A 16,253-nucleotide genomic window follows, 5' to 3' on the forward strand; every position below is an offset into this window, starting at 1 on the left:
ACGCGGTGGCGAGGGCCTACTCCCGCTCCACGAAGACGGGTTCGGCCCAGCGCGGCGGTGGCTTCGGCCGCCTCTCCGGGGGCTGCCGAGTCACCCGGGTGGCCCCGCGCCCAGGGGCGGGTCCGCCGCCCTTCGTCGCGGCGCGCAGAGCGGCGACGAAATCGAGGCAGGACGGGTACCGGTCGTCGGGGCTCTTGGCGAGGGCCTTGGCGAAGACCGGGTCGGCCTGCGGGGCGACGTCGGGGCGGGACTCGGTCAACGGCGGCGGATCGTCGTACTGGTGGGCCCAGAGCAGGGCCATGTCGTCGTCCCGGCGGAACGGCGGGTGGCCGGCGAGCACCTCGTAGACGACGCAGGCGAAGCCGTACACGTCGCAACGGGCGTCGACCGGGCGGCCCGAGATCTGCTCCGGGGCCACGTAGTCGAGCGTGCCGACGAACTGGCCGACCGTGGTGAACCCGGTCAGCGACAGCGACTTCTTCGTCAGACCGAAGTCGGTGAGGTAGACGTGCTCGGGGTGGTCGCTGTCGGTGCCACGGGACACCAGGATGTTTCCGGGTTTGACGTCCCGGTGCACCAGCCCGTGCTCGTGGGCCGCGTCGAGCGCGGAGGCCACCTGGGCGGCGACGCGCAGGGCGGTCGCGGACGGCAACGGCCCTTCACGGTCGAGAAGATGGCGCAGGTCGCTGCCGGCGACGAACCGCATGGCGATGTACAGCACGCCGTCCGTCTCGCCGGCCTCGAAGATCGGCACGATGTGCGGGTGGTCGATCGCGGCGGCGGCTCTGGACTCGTGGGTGAAACGACGCCGGAAGGTGTCGTTGCGGGCGAGTTCCGGGGCGAGCAGCTTGAGCGCGACGGTGCGTTCCAGACGCAGGTCGCGGGCCCGGTAGACGACTGCCATGCCGCCGCGCCCGATCTCCTGCTCGATCCGGTACCCGGCGATCTGCTGCCCGATCAGCTCGGACGGCCGCCCCGAGAACAGGCTCGTCTCGCGGCTCATCGGGTATCACCCTCGGGCGATACGACCCGGGTCGGCTCGGGCTCCACGACCCGAGTGGGCGGCGCCTCGGCGGAGTTGTCCCCTTCCTGCGCCTCCTGCCCCTGCGCGGCCTCCTCGGACGACACGACCCGCGTGGGTTCCGCCTCCGCGGGACGGGCGGCTTCCCCGGCCTCCTCCGGCTCGGGCGCCACCACCCGCGTGGGCTCAGGCCCCTCAGGCGACACGGCCGGCGTGGATGCGGGAGCCTCGGGCGGCACGGCCTGCTCCGGCCCCAGCTCCTCAGACGCCACCACGCGCGTCGGCTCAGGCGCCTCCGGCGACACCACGCGTGTCGGTTCTGGGGGTTCGGCCGGGGTGAGGGGCGGCTCGGTCGGGTGGGGGGCTTCCTCGGCGTGGGGCGGCTCTTGCGGACCGGGTGGCTCCTCGGCGGCCACGGGGGGCTCCTCCGTGGGCTCGGGCGGCACCACCCGCGTGGGGGCGCGCGCCGGGGCCTCGGCCGGGCCGGGCGACGAGTCGTCGGCCCGGGGTGTCTCGTCCGTCGCGTACGTGCTCGCCCCGGCGCCCTCGGCGTACACCCAGTGCCCGTGCGCGGCGTCGTAGAGCCACACGGACTCGCCGTCGACGACGACACCGATGCGCAGCCCGCGTGTGCGGGTGTGGAACGACTCCCGGTCGAGGCCGTTCGCGAGATCCTCGACCGCCGAGCGGTAGCGCGCCAGCGCCTCCTGCGCGCGCCCCAGCAGCGGACGCGGGTCGGCGGTGCGGGTGAGCGGGCCGTCCGCCGAGGGCGGGTCCTGCGGTACGGCGACCAGGCGGCGGCCGTCGACCAGGCCGACCAGCCGTTTAAGCACAGCACATGCCCCCAGTCGCCCTGCCGTTCGAGGAGCTGCACGGGCAGCAGGGGGTCGAGGTCCACGGTGGGCCGCGCCGGGTCGGGGGCCTCCCAGGCCGGCATCCCGTGCTGCGGGACGACGTGGGTGGGGCGGAAATCGGGAGTCGTCACGGGCGCCCTCTACTTCCGCATCACGGCCGGTTCGTGCCGGCGCAGCAGGCGGGACACGAGGAAGCCGAAGAGCACCGACAGCACGACCAGCATCCCGACGTCGAGCAGCCACGTGCCCGCCGAGTGGTCGAAGAGCGGGTCCTTGGTCAGATCGTCGGGCACGATCCGGGCCAGGTCGACGGTGCCGGCCATCGCGGCCAGCGCCCAGCGCGCCGGCACCAGCCAGCCGAGTTGCTCAAGCCCGGGCACGCCGTCCAGTTTCAGCAGGGCACCGCAGAAGACGACCTGGACGATGGCGACGAGCACCAGCAGCGGCATCGTCACCTCTTCCTTGCGCACCAGCGCCGAGATGAGCAGCCCGAGCATCATCGCCGTGAACGCCAACAGGGCGACGGCGACGGCTATTTCCACCAGGGGCGGCATCATCACACCTTCGTCGCCGGGCGCGCCGAGGTCGACGCCGAGCAGGGCGACGACGGTGAGCACCAGGGCCTGCAGCACGGTGATGACGCCCAGTACGACGACCTTGGACATCAGGTACGCCGATCTGGACAGGCCCACCGTCCGCTCCCGCTGGTAGATCACGCGTTCCTTGACGAGTTCGCGCACGGCGTTCGCGGCGCCGGTGAGCACCGCGCCGACGCACAGGATGAGCAGCGTGTTCATCGCCGTGTCAGCGGTCAGCTCGCCGCCGGACAGGGCCCGCGCCATCACCCCCATCACGAACGGCAGGGCGATCATGATGATCAGGAACGTGCGGTCGGCGCTGAGCGCGGAGGCGTACCGGCGCACCAGCGTGTTCAGCTGGGCGGTCCTGCTGCGCGGCCGGGGCGGCGCGGTGATGACGACCGGCCCGGACCGCGGCTGCCGGGGCTGGGCGGTGGAGTCGGCGATGTACCGGCCGTAGAAGGGCGAGGCGCGGTACTCCTCGGCCCAGTCCCGGTCCGTGTCCCGGTCGAACGCCTCGAAGGCCTCCGGCCACTGCTCGAAGCCGAAGTACGCCAGGGCGTCCTCGGGCGGCCCGTAGTAGGCGATCTTCCCGCCGGGTGCCAGCACGAGGAGCCGGTCGCACACGTCGAGGCTGAGCACGCTGTGGGTGACCACAATGACCGTCCGGCCGTCGTCGGCGAGGCCGCGCAGCATGTGCATCACGGAGCGGTCCATGCCGGGGTCGAGGCCGGAGGTCGGCTCGTCGAGGAAGAGCAGCGACGGTTTGGTCAGCAGTTCCAGGGCGACGCTGACGCGTTTGCGCTGGCCGCCGGAGAGGCTGTGCAGGTGCTGGTCGGCGCGCTGTTCCAGGCCCAGTTCACGGATCACCTCGTCGACCCGGGCGCGCCGCTCGGCCTTGGCGGTGTCCTGCGGGAAGCGCAGTTCCGCGGCGTAGGAGAGGGCTTTGCGGACGGTCAGCTGGGCGTGCAGGATGTCGTCCTGCGGCACCAGGCCGATGCGCTGGCGCAGCTCGGCGTAGTCGCGGTAGAGGTCGCGGCCGTCGTAGAGCACGGTGCCGTGGTCGGCGGGCCGCTGGCCGGTGAGGGCGTTGAGGAGCGTGGACTTGCCGGCGCCGCTCGGGCCGACGACGGCGAGCAGGCACTTCTCCCCCACCGGGAACGACACGTGGTCCAGCAGGGTCTTGCGGCCGTGGTCGACACTGACCGTGAGGTCCTGCACGTCGAGCGAGATCTCGCCGGTGTCGACATACTCCTGGAGTTCGTCGCCGACCAGGCAGAACGCCGAGTGGCCGATGCCGACGATGTCGCCCTGGCGGACCGGTGCGCTGGTCACGGGGCTGCCGTTGAGGTACGTACCGTTGTGGCTGCCGACGTCGGTGATCTCGTACGTGCCGTCGGGCAGGGCGCGCAGTTCGGCGTGCCGGCGGGAGACCACCAGGTCGTCGATGACCAGGTCGTTGTCCGCGGCACGGCCGATACGGACGGTCCGGGTGGGCAACGGGCGCACGGTGGTGGGCCGCCGGTAGGTGCCGGTCATGGCCGGCATGGAGACGCCGGAGGGGCGTTCCGGTGCGGGCGGGGGGCGGCCCAGCAGGACCATGCGCGGCCCGTCGGCCGGGTTGCCGAAGCGGATGACGCTGCCGGGGCCGACGTCCCGCTCGCGGATGCGCCGCCCTTCGGCGTAGGTGCCGTTGGTGCTGTTCTCGTCCTCGATGGTCCAGTGTCCGTCTTCGGGCCGTAGCACGGCGTGGTGCCAGGAGACCCGGTCGTCGTCGATGACGATGTCGCTCAACGGGTCGCGTCCCACGTGGTAGTCGTGGCCCGGCAGCATCACCGTGGAGCCCGTCTCGGTCTCCAGGACGAGTTCTGGTGCTACCGACGGTTGCGCCATGGCCAAGATTCTACCGATCTGCCCGGTATCTGACTCGGCGAGCGGGTCAGGCCACGGGGATGCCCAGGACGGGCGCCGCCCGCTGCATCCGGAGGGCGTCCACGGACTCGGCGAGCAGTTCGTACTCGGTGGTGTCGTCACTGGTGGCGATCCGTACCAGCCGTCCGGCCGCCAACTCCTCGGCGACCCGCTCCTGCTGGGCGGGATCGGCGCACCAGGCGCGCAGCAGCGTGGGCACGTCGGGTACGGTCTCGGCGACCGGCACGAGCGCGCCCGGCGGTAAGTGCTCGGCGTCGGGCCGGGGGTCGAGGCGCTGGGCGATCCAGGAGGCGCGGTCGCGCAGCCACCACAGGGCGAGGGCGAGGGTGGGCGCCCGGTAGGTTCCCAGGGGGACGCCGATGCGGCGGCCGTCGCAGACTCCGTAGGCCGTGACATGGCACAGAAACTCGTCGTGCACGTGACCCTCCCCCGTCGCCCGCCCGTCTGCCGGCCCGGCCAAGTCGTCCCGCGACTCGCGTGCTGTGCGTGAGGGCGCCGTCGCTGGATGTGAAAACGCTCTCGCAGGTCAGTATGTTCACTGCTGAAACACTGTCACCATGTCTTTCCGGCCAGTCTCCTGGCATATTCACACCTCGAGTTGGCCGAAACGCGTCGGGCTGCCCTCGGGCGCATGACTCCGGAGGTAATCGACGCTCTTGCCGGGCCCGGGCAGGGTGGTGGGTGCCGGGTTCACCGCGAGCGTCGATCCGGCTCCCGACCAGCAGACCCGACCTCCCTGGAGGCTGATCGCCCATGTCCGCAACCACCCGCCGTTACGAGGACGCCGTCGCCCGCTACTTCGAGGCCTGGAACGCCGAGGACCCGGCCGCACGGGAGAAGGCGGTGGCCGCCGCCTGGACCGAGGACGGCGGCTACACCGACCCCCTGGCCGACGTCAGCGGCCACGAGCAGATCGCCGCGGTGATCACGGCGGCCCACGAGCAGTTCCCCGGGTTCGTGTTCCGGCTCTCCGGCGCTGTCGACGGCCACCACGACATCGCGCGCTTCTCGTGGGAGCTGGTCAGCGCGGCCGACGGCTCGGCACCGGTCGCCGGCTCGGATGTGATCACGCTCGACGAGCAGGGCCGGATCAGGGCCGTGCTCGGATTCCTGGACCGGGTGCCCGCCGGCGCCTGAGACCGAAGGGAGCGATGAGTTTCCCGGCTCCCGGGGGTCTTTTCCGTGAGAGGCCACCGGGAGCGAAGGACGCACGTCATGACCACGCACGGAAAACTGGACACGGAATTCACCGCGACCCTGCGCAAGAGCCCCGCCGGCGGCGGCTGGACCTACCTGGTCTGGCCCCGGTCCGCCGAGTTCTTCGGCACCCGCGGCCTGGTCAAGGTCCGCGGGACCATCGACGGGCACCCGTTCCGCAGTTCCTTCATGGCACTGGGCGACGGCACGCACAAGCTGCCGGTGAAGGCCGATCTCCGCAGGGCCATCGGCAAGCAGGAAGGCGACACGGTGACCGTGCGCCTGGAGGAGCGGATCGGCTCCTAGACCTCTCCGGCCCGGGGGCGGGCAGCCGCCCCCGGGCCGGGCGCAGCGGGCTACGGCTTGACGATCGCGTCGATCCGCGCCAGCTCGTCCGCGTCGAAGTCCAGGTTGCGGATGGCGCCGACACTGTCCTCGAGCTGCTGCGCGCTGCTCGCGCCGACCAGCGCGGAGGTGACCCGGCCACCGCGCAGCACCCAGGCGAGCGCCATCTGGGCCAGGCTCTGGCCACGCGACTCGGCGAGGTCGTTCAGCTCGCGCAGCCGTCCCACCAGGTCCTCGGTGACGGCGTCGGAGTTCAGGAACGGGCTGTCGCTCGCGGCCCGGGAGCCCTCGGGGATGCCGTCGAGGTAGCGGGCGGAGAGCAGGCCCTGCTCCAGCGGGGAGAAGACGATCGAGCCGACCTGGAGCTCGTCGAGCGCGTCCAGCAGTCCCTGGTCCTCGGGACGGCGGTCCAGCATCGAGTAGCGCGGCTGGTGGATGAGGAGCGGGGTGCCCAGCTCGCCCAGGATGCGGGCAGCCTCGCGGGTCTGCTCGGCGGAGTAGTTGGAGACACCGACGTAGAGCGCCTTGCCCTGCTGCACCGCCGAGTGCAGGGCCCCCATCGTCTCCTCCAGCGGGGTGTCCGGGTCGGGCCGGTGCGAGTAGAAGATGTCGACGTAGTCGAGTCCCATCCGCGTCAGGCTCTGGTCCAGCGAGGACAGCACGTACTTGCGCGAGCCCCACTCGCCGTACGGGCCGGGCCACATCAGGTAACCGGCCTTGGTGGAGATGACCAGCTCGTCTCGGTAGGCCGCGAAGTCCGACTTCAGGAACTCACCCAGCGCGGACTCGGCGGCACCGGGCGGCGGACCGTAGTTGTTGGCGAGGTCGAAGTGGGTGACGCCGAGGTCGAAGGCGCGGCGCAGGATGGCGCGCTGGGTCTCCACGGGCCGGTCCGGGCCGAAGTTGTGCCACAGGCCGAGCGAGAGCGCGGGCAGCTTCAGGCCGCTGCGTCCGGTGCGCCGGTAGGGCATATCCGCGTAGCGGTCGGGGTGTGCGGTGTACAACGCGACTCCAGAGGGGTTGGCACGGTCGGGAAACAACCGCTGCCCACTCTGGCGTGACCTGCTCCCATGCGTCCAACAGAAGAATCCGATGGAATTCAGCGGCTACGCTTCTCAGTCATGGAACTGCGTCACCTGCAGCACTTCGTCGCGGTCGCCGAGGACCAACACTTCACCCGGGCGGCGGAACGGCTCCTGGTGTCCCAGTCGGGCCTGTCGGCCTCCATCCGGGCGCTGGAGCGGGAGCTCCAGACGCCGCTGTTCGTGCGCACGACCCGCCGGGTGACGCTCACCCCGGCCGGGCGGGCACTGCTCGTCGAGGCGGAGCGCATCCTGGCCCAGGTGCGGACGGCCCACGAGGCGGTGGCGGCGGTGCAGGGTGTGCTGCGCGGCATGCTCACGCTGGGCAGCGAGCAGTGCATCGCCGGGGTGCATGTGGCGGGGCTGCTCGCCGCATTCCGGCACCGGCATCCGGACGTGGAGATCTGTCTGCGGCAGGCCGGCTCTGGCGCGCTCGCGGAGGACGTCGAGGCCGGGCGGCTCGACCTGGCGTTCGCCGTGCGGACACAGGCGGACACCGACCAGCTGCGGTCGGTGCCGCTGACCTGCGAACCGATGACGCTGCTGTGCCACTCCAGTCACCCGCTGGCCGCCGCCGGCGCGGCGGTCACACCGCAGGAGCTGGGCGGTGAGGTGTTCGTCGACTTCCACCCGGACTGGGGTCCGCGCCGCACCACCGACACGGTGTTCGCCGCCGCGGGGGTACGGCGGACCGTGGCCCTGGAGGTGAACGACGTGCACACGCTGCTCGACCTCGTCGACGAGAACCTCGGCGTCGCCGTCGTGCCGCGGCACTTCGCGCACAAGCGCTCCTCCCTGACCGCGCTGCCCGTGAAGGGCACCGGTGAGGCCGTCTACGAGACGGTGGCGCTGCTGCCGCCCCGGCAGGCCACCAGCCCGGCGGCCCGGGCACTGATGGCGCTGCTGGAGACCACGGGCGGGTAGACGGGGACGCACGGCACGCGGCGATGCGCGATGGTGGAGCCATGCATGCGAAGGACATCCTCATCGAGGGCTACAGCCGCGTCCAGGAAGAAGTCCACGCCACCGTCGAGGGGCTCGGGCCGGACGAACTGAGCGCCCGCCCCTCCCCCGACACCAACTCCGTCGCCTGGCTGGTATGGCACCTCACCCGCGTCCAGGACGATCACATCGCCGACGCCTTCGACCTCGACCAGGTGTGGCTGTCCCAGGACTGGGAGAAGCGCTTCGGGCTGGGCCTGCCCCGCCACGACACGGGCTACGGCCACAGCCCGGCCAAGGTCGCCAAGGTCCGGGTCGACTCCGGCGACCTGCTGACCGGCTACTACGACGCGGTGCACGCGCAGACCCTCGGCGCCCTGCGTTCACTGGCCGCCAAGGACCTGGAGCGCGTGGTCGACGACCGCTGGGACCCGCCGGTCACCCTGGGCGTGCGGCTGGTGAGCGTCCTGTCCGACGATCTGCAGCACATCGGACAGGCCGCCTACCTCCGGGGACTGCTTCAGACGCTCGCCTCGTAACCCGGCAGCACCACGTCCCGGATGAGCGCGTTCCGCTCGTCGAACGGGAGGAACGCGCTCTTCAGCGCGTTGACGGTGACCGTGCGCAGGTCCTCCATGGTCCAGCCCGCCTGCTCGACCATCAGGGACATCTCGCGGGTCATCGTCGTGCCCGAGACCAGCCGGTTGTCGGTGTTGAGGGTGACGCGGAAGCCGAGGTCCTTCAGCGCGGTGATCGGGTGCTCGGCGATGGAGGTCGCGGCGCCGGTCTGGAGGTTGGAGGTGGGGCACATCTCCAGCGCGATCCGGCGGTCACGGACCCAGCCGGCGAGCCGGCCGAGCTTGCCGACCGCGAGGTCGGGGATGTCGTCGGTGATGCGCACACCGTGCCCGATGCGCTGGGCGCCGCACACCTGCAGGGCCTGGTGGATGCTGGGCAGGCCGTGCGCCTCACCCGCGTGGATGGTGAACGGCACGTTCTCGCGGCGCAGGTGCTCGAAGGCCGCGAGGTGGTCGGCGGGCGGAAACCCGTCCTCGGCGCCGGCGATGTCGAAGCCGACGACACCGGCGTCCCGGAACGCCACGGCCAGGTCGGCGGCCTCGCGCACGCGGTCGAACATGCGCATGCCGCACAGCAGGGTGCCGACCCGCACCGGCGTGCCCGCGGCGGCCGCCTTGGCCATCCCGGACGCGAGGCCCTCCTGGACGGTCTCCACGACCTCGGCCAGGGTCAGCCCGCCGTTCAGCATCAGCTCGGGGGCGTAGCGCACCTCGCCGTACACGACGCCGTCCGCGGCGAGGTCGAGGACGTACTCCTCGGCCGTGCGCAGCAGCCCCTCGCGGTTCTGCATGACGGCGAGGGTGTGCTCGAAGGTGGCTATGTAGCGCACCAGGTCGCCGGAGTTGGCGGCCTCGTAGTACCAGTCGGCGAGCCCGCCGGGGTCGGTCGTCGGCAGGGTGTGGCCGACCGCGTCCGCGAGCTCCACCACGGTCGCGGGGCGCAGGCCGCCGTCGAGGTGGTCGTGCAGCACGGCCTTGGGGAGGCGGCGGATCACGTCAGCGTCTACGCGCGTAGCAGTCATGGCGGGTCTTTCCTCGAGCGGGTGGTTCGAATCGAAGGGAGGAGAGGGTCAGCCGGCGGGCTGGAGCAGGTCCCAGCGGTTTCCGTACAGGTCCTGGAAGACGGCGACGGTTCCGTAGGGCTCGTGTCGCGGCTCCTCCAGGAAGGTCACGCCCGCGGCTGTCATCCGGGCGTGGTCGCGGGCGAAGTCGCCGGTGTGCAGGAAGAACCCGACCCGCCCGCCGGTCTGGTCCCCGACCCGGCCGGCCTGGCCCTCTCCCTTGGCGCGGGCGAGCAGCAGGCCGGTGCCCGCTCCCGGGGTGCCGGGTTCGACGACGACCCAGCGGGACCCGTCGGGCCGGGGCGCGTCCTCGGCGAGCCTGAATCCGAGGGCCTCGGTGTAGAAGCGGATCGCCTCGTCGTAGTCGTCGACGACGAGGGTGACCAGGGCGATACGTCTCATCGGGGCCTCTCGGAGGGTGGGGTTGACGCGAGAGGTTATACGTAAAACCCGCAGGACGCCAACCACGCTCCAACTTTTGTAACCACTGGTGTGTACACATGTACACATGTACACATACGGGCATCCCGCCCGACGACCCGTTCCAGGTCCTGGTGGACCACGACGGCACGGGCAGCATCCTCCGGTACGACGACTACCAGAAGCACGTGTTCGTCGTCCCCAGAAGCTCAACGTCCGGAAGACCTAGGCCCACAGCCCGAGGCGGGACACCCGGCCCGCACGCTAGCGTCCCGACCATGAAGATCACCCAGCCGTCCCGCACGCCAGGGCAGCGCAAGACGGACCTGCTGGAGCGCCTGCGGCGGGAAATGGACATCTGGGTCGCCACGGCCGACACCGACGGTCTGCCGTGCCTCGTCCCGCTGTGGTTCGTGTGGCATGAGGAGTCCGTGTGGCTGTGCACCCGGCTGACCAATCCCACCGGCCGCAATCTGCGGGACGGCCGACGCGCCAGGCTGGCCCTCGGGGACACCAGGGACGTCGTGCTCGTCGATGGTGACGTGGAGACCTTCACGACCGCCGAGGCACCACGGACAGCGGTCGAGGCCTTCCACGCGAAGACCGGCTGGGACCCACGCGAGGACCACGCCTCGTACGCGTTCTTCCGGGTACGGCCGTACGCGGTGCAGGCGTGGTGCGAGGCGCACGAGCTGCCCCGGCGGCACCTCATGCGGGACGGGGCCTGGGTGGTCTGAGCGCCTGACCGGCGTGAGCGGTCAGGCAGCGGACGGCCACCACGAGCCATACGACCGCCGCGGCCCGGATCGCCAGGGGCACCACGGCCGACGGCCCGACACCCCTGTGCGTGGCGGCCAGTTGGGCGGTCGCCGTGGCGTACATGCCCAGCGGGAAGACGATGCACCACTAGGCCGGCTCGTAACCGAGCGGCACGCGGTGGCGCTGGTGGCGCCAGATGCCCGCGACCAGCGGTACGGGGATCAGGGCGGTGGCCCAGGCCCACAGCTTCAGGCCAGCGTGTTCATCGTCCTGGCCACCCCGACCCACGGGCCGAGGCAGACCGTCTCGACGCGGCCGACGCCGCCCTCGACGACAGCGTCGATCCCCATGACCCGCAAGTCGAAGAACTCGCCGCGCAGCACTGCGCCCACCACAAGGCCCTGCTCCAGGCCATGGAAGCGGCCGGACTGGACGCGGCCGAGGAGAAGCTCTTCGACCTCTACGACGCCGAGGCGAGCGACGAGGAGCCGCGCCGGGAACAGGCGGGCCGGCCGGCACGGTTGCATCAACCGAGGGACCGGACCGCACGGGCGGGGAACACGGGGATCGCAAGGTCGTCCGCCCCGGCAGGATCCGGGCCCTGCGATCGCGGGATGCCCGCGGCGCACTCGGACCAAGACGTATTTCTGCAGGAGGACTGCTTGATGACTGACCGGCCCTTGACGCTCATGGCGGTGCACGCCCACCCCGACGACGAGGCCACCGGAACCGGAGGGGTCCTCGCGCGGTACGCGGCGGAAGGCATCCGCACGGTTCTCGTGACATGTACCGACGGCGGTTGCGGTGACGGACCGGGGGGTGCCAAGCCGGGCGACCCCGGGCACGATCCCGCCGCGGTCGCCCTGATACGCCGTCAAGAACTCGAGGCGAGCCGCGACGTCCTGAAGATCAGCGATCTGGAGATGCTGGACTATGCCGACTCCGGGATGATGGGCTGGCCGAGCAACGACGCCCCCGGGTCCTTCTGGCAGACCCCCGTGGAGGAAGGCGCGGCCCGACTCGCGGAACTCATGCGGCACTACCGACCTGATGTGGTCGTCACCTACGACGAGAACGGCTTCTACGGCCACCCTGATCACATCCAGGCCCACCGCATCACGATGGCGGCGCTGGAGATGACCGCGCTGACACCGAAGGTGTACTGGACCACGATGCCCCGCTCCGGGATGCGCCGGTTCGGGGAGATCATGCGCGAGTTTCATCCGGACATGCCGGAGCCGGATCCTGCCGAAGCCGCCGCGATGGCCGAGATCGGTCTGCCCGACGATGAGATCACCACGTGGGTGGACACCACCGCGTTCAGTGGTCAGAAGTTCGACGCGCTGGCCGCGCACGCCAGTCAGGGCGAGAACATCTTCTTCCTCAAGATGGGCAAGGAGAGGTTCGGCGAGCTGATGGGCATGGAGACCTTCGTACGTGTCAAGGACCCCACCGGAGCGGCCGTACCCGAGAACGATCTCTTCGCCGGACTGCGCTGATCCACCCATCCGGAGCGGAGCCCGGGAAAGCTCATCGGCCGCACGGCGCGATAGTCATCACGGAAACGCGGTCAGAACCCCTTTCACGTCTCGGCCCCGCCCCGCGACGCGCCCAGCCGCTCCAGTTCCTCGCCGGTGAGGCGGATCGCACCCGCTGCCACGTTCTCCGCGAGGTGGTCGGGGTCGCCGGTGCCCGGGATGGCGAGGACGTGCGGGCCCTGGTGCAGTGTCCAGGCGATGCGGATCTGCGCCGGACTCGCACCGTGAGCCCGGGCCACGGCACGCACCTCCTCGTCATGGGCGGTGGTGGCGCCGCGCTCCCCGACCTCGCCGGCGACGGCGTAGAACGGCACGAAGGCGATGCCCTGTCGGCCGCAGATCCGCAGCAGTTCGTCGGTGGCCGGGTCCGGGCGGTCGATGGCGTACCGGTTCTGCACGCAGACCACCGGCGCGACCGCCTGTGCCTCGGCGAGGTGGCGGGGCTCGACGTTGGATATGCCCAGGTGCCGGATCAGGCCCGCCTCGCGCAGTTCCGCGAGGGCACCGAAGTGCTCGGCGATCGAGTCGTACTTCGGCATCCGGCGCAGGTTGACCACGTCGAGGTGGTCGCGGCCGAGCTGGCGCAGGTTCTCCTCCACGTGCCCGCGCAGTTCGTCGGGACGGGCCGAGGTACCCCACTCCCCCGAGTACGTCCGGTGCGGGCCCACCTTGGTCACGATCACCAGGTCGTCCGGGTACGGCGCCAGCGCGCTGTTGATGAGTTCGTTGGCGGAGCGCACCGACGAGAAGTAGAAGGCGGCCGTGTCGATGTGGTTCACACCGAGGTCGATCGCCCCGCGCAGGACGGCGATCGACCGGTCGCGGTCGCTCGGGGTGCCGTGGTGGAAGGCGGCGCTGCCCGTCAGCCGCATCGCGCCGAACCCGAGGCGGTGGACGGGCAGGTCGCCGAGTTTCCAGGTGCCCGCGGCGTCCGCGGTGATCGTCTGTGAGCTCATCGGCGGAGTCTCACACGGGGCGCGTGGACCGGCATAGCCGTTTTACGGATACGTGTACGAGTTGAGGGTGGCGACGGCGGAGGCCGGGTTGCCGAGGTCGTAGTGGTCCACGGCGAGGAAGGTGGGCTTCTTCCGGGCGGCGGGCTGGCAGAACCGCCGGGCCCGGTCGGCGAGTTTGGTGTTGTCCGTGCCGGCCGTGCCGGCGATCGGGACGTCACGGAAGTGGTTCATGACGAACAGCGGGCGGAATCCGGGTTCGGTGCGGGTCAGCGGGATGTTGGTGCCGGCGTCGTACCAGCGGCTGTAGCAGGACCAGTCGGAGGAGCCGACACCGGAACCCATGGACCAGTAGTTCTCGACGGTCCATTCGCGCTGGTACATGACGCCGAAGCTGTCCCGGGTCAGGCCCGCGGACTGGTCGGCCGAGCGGCTGTGGTCGGTGAAGATCAGGAGCCGGTCGTTCGCGGCGATCAGGTCGGCCATGGCGGGCCAGCCGTTCTGCCGGACGCCGGTGCGGTCGGGCCGGTACAGCACGTCCGACAGGCCGTCGACACGGGCGAGTTCGGCGCGCAGGACTCCCGGGTCGACGTAGTCCTCCAGGAAGACGGTGACGAACTGGTCGGGGTGGGCCTCGAGGAAGTCGACCATGCGCTGGAGGTCGACCCACAGGGCGACGGGCCTGCTGACGAGGGTGCAGCTGTTGTGGCAGAGGATCGCGCCGTCCGGGGTCTGGTGGATGTCCAGCATGAATCCGCGGACACCGTCGGAGAGTTGCCGCTCGATGCCGCGGGTCTGGTTGGGCACGAGGTTGACGAAGGGCGGGGCGAAGCCGCCGTCGACGCCGTTGGCGTACGCGTTGTGCGCGGTGAGAAACGTGACCTGGTCCAGGGTGCGCCGGTCCTCGGGCGGCATGGGGGCGGTGGCGGGGTCGACGGGGGTGAGGTACCAGGTGGCGAGGTCGCCCGCCCCGCCGACACCGAGGCGGGCGGGGTAGGTTGCGCCTGACGGTTTGGGGGCCACCGTGAGGTGACGCGTGGTGCCCGGGGCCGTGAGCGTGTACCGGTCGTCCCCGGCCGGGGTGATCTCCCAGGCGGCGTCGGCGCTCGCACACGTGACGGTCGCGGCCTGATCGCCGCTGCGGCCGAGGCAGTTGCCCGGCGCGTCGGTGTTCTCCAGCAGGTGGGAGGTCCCGTTCGGCTTCAGCCGCCACTGCTGGCGGTCCTCGTTGCCGCGGGGTCTGTGCTGCTCGACGGCTCCGCCGCTGTCGGCCGCGTTGAGCCCGGTCGTGGCGCTCTGGACGTAGTACGTGCCCGGCGCCGGGACAGCGGCGGCGGCAGGCTGAGGTGCCACGACCGCCGCGGCCAGCGCGACGGTCGTGGCGAGCAGTGCGTGGGGGGTGCGCATGGGAGGTGCCCTTCATCCAACTTGGGTCAGGTGCATGACATCCCGCATGACACCACGCCCGGGGCGTCAGCAGTAGAGGTTGCCGCCGGCCGACGTCCCGAGGATCTGCGTGAACCGCTGGTAGTTGCTGACGCGGCTCTGCACCTGCGCCGGGTTCTTGCCGTCGCACTCCAGGGAGCCGTTGATGCTGCGGATGGTCTGGCCGAAACCGGCGCCGTTGACCATGGCGTTGTGCGGGGTCATGGTGCCGGGGCCGGTCTGGGTGTTCCAGTACCACAGGGCCGTCTTCCAGGCCACGGCCGCGTCGTTCTGCACCAGCCAGGGGTTGTTCAGCAGGTCGATGCCGAGCGCGTCGCCCGCGGCCTTGTAGTTGAAGTTCCAGCTCAGCTGGATCGGGCCGCGCCCGTAGTAGGCGGCCTGGCCCGCCGGACAGCCGTAGGGCCGGTTCCAGTCGCAGTAGTGCGGGTAGTTGGCGGTGTTCTGCTCCACCACGTGCACCAGACCGCCGGTCTCGTGACCGACGTTGGCGAGGAAGGCGGCGGCCTCCTGCTTCTTCACGGTGTCGCTGCCGGTGTTGGCGAAACCGGGATAGGCACTCAGGGCCGCGGTGAGACCGCTGTAGGTGTAGAACGCATTCCGGTTCGGGAACATCTGGTTGAACTGTGCCTCGCTCACCACGAAGCGCGCGTTGGGCGTGCCCGGACCGCTGTCGCAGGCGTACGGCTCCCAGTACCAGGTGCTGATGGTCGGGTCGTAGCCCGGGTTGGCGTGCTCGGCGATGTACGCCTTGCCGTCGGTGTAGCGGACGATGTCACCGGCGGCGTACGACCTCCCCGCCACCCAGCTCGGGTAGCTGGAGCAGGCGGCGGCGGAGGCGCTGGAGGCGGGCAGGAGGACGGGCGCGGTGCCCGCGAGGACGAGAGTAGCCAGGACGGCGGAGACACGGCGTCTCGACACGGATCAACTCCTTTGCGGAGCACGGCCGCACGCCGACAAGGGCAGGGCGGAGCAGAGCCTTGACCGCACGCACCGGTGGACCGGTCACGGCGTGGGGCGGCCGTGGGTGGGGGGTGTGGAGGCACACTCAACCGCGTTGGTCTGTACCAGTCAAGGGTGTAGACCAGTCATCGTGCGACGGGGCCTCAGACGTGGGCCTGTTCCTCCAGCGTCGCCGCCAGCCGGGCCAGCAGGGACCGCAACAGGTCGTCCTCGTCGTCACCGAGAGTCGGCCGGCCGGCGCGGACCGCGTGGTCGACGCGCTGCCAGTACTCCCGGCCGCGCGGGGTGAGATGGGCGAGGACGCGGCGGCGGTCGTACGGGTCGACCCGCCGGTGCACGAGGTTCTGGTCGACGAGCTGGTCGATCAGCTTGGTCAGCGTCGGGGGCGGCAGAAGGGCGGCCTCCGCGATCGCCGTCATGTGGTACCCCTCGCCGTCGGACAGCAGGGCCAGCACCCGCCACGCGTCGAGCGAGCAGCCCTCCACCTCCAGCACGGCCTGCAGCCGCCGCGCCGCGAGCCGCTCGGCCCGTGTCAGCAGATGCACGAGGTCGTCGGGCCGACGCGGGGTTGGGGTCAGCATCCCTGC

17 protein-coding genes and 1 pseudogene are annotated in these 16,253 nt (G+C 71.1%); 6 read left to right on the top strand and 12 right to left on the bottom strand.

Annotated features, from left to right (window positions below; genetic code table 11):
* Positions 1 to 16 precede the first annotated feature (16 nt).
* The 4 genes and pseudogenes from SSQG_RS01770 to SSQG_RS01785 all read right to left on the bottom strand — a co-directional run bounded on the left by SSQG_RS01770 (position 17) and on the right by SSQG_RS01785 (position 4,803).
* Complete coding sequence (locus SSQG_RS01770; RefSeq protein WP_003987943.1) at positions 17 to 1,003, bottom strand: serine/threonine-protein kinase; 987 nt, start codon at positions 1,001 to 1,003, stop codon at positions 17 to 19.
* Positions 1,004 to 1,455: 452 nt separating this feature from the next.
* A pseudogene (locus tag SSQG_RS42380) lies at positions 1,456 to 2,006 on the bottom strand (hypothetical protein); the annotation flags it as partial.
* Positions 2,007 to 2,015: 9 nt separating this feature from the next.
* A complete protein-coding gene (locus SSQG_RS01780; RefSeq protein ID WP_039931767.1) occupies positions 2,016 to 4,346 on the bottom strand; it encodes an FHA domain-containing protein in 2,331 nt (776 codons plus the stop codon).
* Between the two features lie 46 nt (positions 4,347 to 4,392).
* Entirely contained in the window at positions 4,393 to 4,803 is a 411-nt protein-coding gene (locus SSQG_RS01785) for a hypothetical protein (protein ID WP_003987947.1), read from the bottom strand.
* A gap of 335 nt (positions 4,804 to 5,138) precedes the next feature.
* Between SSQG_RS01785 and SSQG_RS01790 the strand changes: the two genes are divergently transcribed.
* A complete protein-coding gene (locus tag SSQG_RS01790; RefSeq protein ID WP_003987948.1) occupies positions 5,139 to 5,522 on the top strand; it encodes a nuclear transport factor 2 family protein in 384 nt (127 codons plus the stop codon).
* Positions 5,523 to 5,600: 78 nt separating this feature from the next.
* Entirely contained in the window at positions 5,601 to 5,888 is a 288-nt protein-coding gene (locus SSQG_RS01795) for a DUF1905 domain-containing protein (RefSeq protein ID WP_003987949.1), read from the top strand.
* Positions 5,889 to 5,938: 50 nt separating this feature from the next.
* On the opposite strand, the gene mgrA is transcribed toward SSQG_RS01795, so the two are convergent.
* Positions 5,939 to 6,931 (bottom strand): L-glyceraldehyde 3-phosphate reductase, encoded by a 993-nt coding sequence (gene mgrA / locus SSQG_RS01800; protein WP_039931769.1) that lies wholly within the window; start codon positions 6,929 to 6,931, stop codon positions 5,939 to 5,941.
* 117 nt (positions 6,932 to 7,048) lie between these two features.
* Here mgrA and SSQG_RS01805 point away from each other — a divergent pair, with 117 nt between their 5' ends.
* Together SSQG_RS01805 and SSQG_RS01810 are read left to right on the top strand one after the other, a co-directional pair.
* A complete protein-coding gene (locus SSQG_RS01805; RefSeq protein ID WP_003987952.1) occupies positions 7,049 to 7,933 on the top strand; it encodes a LysR substrate-binding domain-containing protein in 885 nt (294 codons plus the stop codon).
* Between the two features lie 41 nt (positions 7,934 to 7,974).
* Positions 7,975 to 8,490, top strand: a complete 516-nt coding sequence (locus SSQG_RS01810; RefSeq protein ID WP_003987953.1) for a mycothiol transferase — start codon at positions 7,975 to 7,977, stop codon at positions 8,488 to 8,490.
* Here SSQG_RS01810 and SSQG_RS01815 read toward each other — a convergent pair.
* Positions 8,472 to 9,551 (bottom strand): adenosine deaminase, encoded by a 1,080-nt coding sequence (locus SSQG_RS01815; RefSeq protein ID WP_003987954.1) that lies wholly within the window; start codon positions 9,549 to 9,551, stop codon positions 8,472 to 8,474. The two genes, SSQG_RS01810 and SSQG_RS01815, sit on opposite strands and share 19 nt — an antisense overlap.
* Positions 9,552 to 9,599: 48 nt before the next feature.
* Complete coding sequence (locus SSQG_RS01820) at positions 9,600 to 9,992, bottom strand: VOC family protein (RefSeq protein WP_003987955.1); 393 nt, start codon at positions 9,990 to 9,992, stop codon at positions 9,600 to 9,602.
* Between the two features lie 296 nt (positions 9,993 to 10,288).
* On the opposite strand from SSQG_RS01820, the gene SSQG_RS01825 reads away from it, so the two are divergent.
* A complete protein-coding gene (locus SSQG_RS01825; RefSeq protein ID WP_003987956.1) occupies positions 10,289 to 10,747 on the top strand; it encodes a pyridoxamine 5'-phosphate oxidase family protein in 459 nt (152 codons plus the stop codon).
* A gap of 270 nt (positions 10,748 to 11,017) precedes the next feature.
* Here SSQG_RS01825 and SSQG_RS01830 read toward each other — a convergent pair whose 3' ends face one another.
* Positions 11,018 to 11,296, bottom strand: coding sequence for a hypothetical protein (locus tag SSQG_RS01830; protein ID WP_003987959.1), 279 nt, complete (start codon positions 11,294 to 11,296; stop codon positions 11,018 to 11,020).
* Positions 11,297 to 11,434: 138 nt separating this feature from the next.
* On the opposite strand from SSQG_RS01830, the gene SSQG_RS01835 reads away from it, so the two are divergent.
* The gene (locus SSQG_RS01835; protein ID WP_003987960.1) at positions 11,435 to 12,268 is read left to right on the top strand and encodes a PIG-L family deacetylase; all 834 of its coding nucleotides are present in this window, start codon (positions 11,435 to 11,437) and stop codon (positions 12,266 to 12,268) included.
* Positions 12,269 to 12,351: 83 nt separating this feature from the next.
* On the opposite strand, the gene SSQG_RS01840 is transcribed toward SSQG_RS01835, so the two are convergent.
* The 4 genes from SSQG_RS01840 to SSQG_RS01855 all read right to left on the bottom strand — a co-directional run bounded on the left by SSQG_RS01840 (position 12,352) and on the right by SSQG_RS01855 (position 16,247).
* Positions 12,352 to 13,263: an oxidoreductase gene (locus SSQG_RS01840; RefSeq protein ID WP_003987961.1), complete on the bottom strand. Its 912-nt coding sequence runs from the start codon at positions 13,261 to 13,263 to the stop codon at positions 12,352 to 12,354.
* 42 nt (positions 13,264 to 13,305) lie between these two features.
* Positions 13,306 to 14,667 carry a hypothetical protein gene (locus SSQG_RS01845; RefSeq protein ID WP_003987962.1) on the bottom strand — a complete coding sequence of 454 codons (1,362 nt, stop codon included), beginning with the start codon at positions 14,665 to 14,667 and terminating at the stop codon, positions 13,306 to 13,308.
* 66 nt (positions 14,668 to 14,733) lie between these two features.
* Positions 14,734 to 15,624, bottom strand: a complete 891-nt coding sequence (locus SSQG_RS01850; RefSeq protein ID WP_003987963.1) for a glycoside hydrolase family 19 protein — start codon at positions 15,622 to 15,624, stop codon at positions 14,734 to 14,736.
* 185 nt (positions 15,625 to 15,809) lie between these two features.
* Complete coding sequence (locus SSQG_RS01855; RefSeq protein ID WP_039931770.1) at positions 15,810 to 16,247, bottom strand: MarR family winged helix-turn-helix transcriptional regulator; 438 nt, start codon at positions 16,245 to 16,247, stop codon at positions 15,810 to 15,812.
* Positions 16,248 to 16,253: the final 6 nt, after the last annotated feature.

Source organism: Streptomyces viridochromogenes DSM 40736, assembly GCF_000158955.1.
In the GTDB taxonomy this organism is placed as follows: domain Bacteria; phylum Actinomycetota; class Actinomycetes; order Streptomycetales; family Streptomycetaceae; genus Streptomyces; species Streptomyces venetus.

Excerpts from the sequence above, each read along its gene's own strand:
- SSQG_RS01770 (WP_003987943.1), bottom strand. The coding sequence starts at position 1,003 with ATGAGCCGCGAGACGAGCCTGTTCTCGGGGCGGCCGTCCGAGCTGATC.
- SSQG_RS01780 (WP_039931767.1), bottom strand. The coding sequence starts at position 4,346 with ATGGCGCAACCGTCGGTAGCACCAGAACTCGTCCTGGAGACCGAGACG.
- SSQG_RS01790 (WP_003987948.1), top strand. The coding sequence starts at position 5,139 with ATGTCCGCAACCACCCGCCGTTACGAGGACGCCGTCGCCCGCTACTTC.
- SSQG_RS01795 (WP_003987949.1), top strand. The coding sequence starts at position 5,601 with ATGACCACGCACGGAAAACTGGACACGGAATTCACCGCGACCCTGCGC.
- SSQG_RS01805 (WP_003987952.1), top strand. The coding sequence starts at position 7,049 with ATGGAACTGCGTCACCTGCAGCACTTCGTCGCGGTCGCCGAGGACCAA.
- SSQG_RS01810 (WP_003987953.1), top strand. The coding sequence starts at position 7,975 with ATGCATGCGAAGGACATCCTCATCGAGGGCTACAGCCGCGTCCAGGAA.
- SSQG_RS01815 (WP_003987954.1), bottom strand. The coding sequence starts at position 9,551 with ATGACTGCTACGCGCGTAGACGCTGACGTGATCCGCCGCCTCCCCAAG.
- SSQG_RS01820 (WP_003987955.1), bottom strand. The coding sequence starts at position 9,992 with ATGAGACGTATCGCCCTGGTCACCCTCGTCGTCGACGACTACGACGAG.
- SSQG_RS01825 (WP_003987956.1), top strand. The coding sequence starts at position 10,289 with ATGAAGATCACCCAGCCGTCCCGCACGCCAGGGCAGCGCAAGACGGAC.
- SSQG_RS01830 (WP_003987959.1), bottom strand. The coding sequence starts at position 11,296 with ATGCAACCGTGCCGGCCGGCCCGCCTGTTCCCGGCGCGGCTCCTCGTC.
- SSQG_RS01835 (WP_003987960.1), top strand. The coding sequence starts at position 11,435 with ATGACTGACCGGCCCTTGACGCTCATGGCGGTGCACGCCCACCCCGAC.
- SSQG_RS01840 (WP_003987961.1), bottom strand. The coding sequence starts at position 13,263 with ATGAGCTCACAGACGATCACCGCGGACGCCGCGGGCACCTGGAAACTC.
- SSQG_RS01845 (WP_003987962.1), bottom strand. The coding sequence starts at position 14,667 with ATGCGCACCCCCCACGCACTGCTCGCCACGACCGTCGCGCTGGCCGCG.
- SSQG_RS01855 (WP_039931770.1), bottom strand. The coding sequence starts at position 16,247 with ATGCTGACCCCAACCCCGCGTCGGCCCGACGACCTCGTGCATCTGCTG.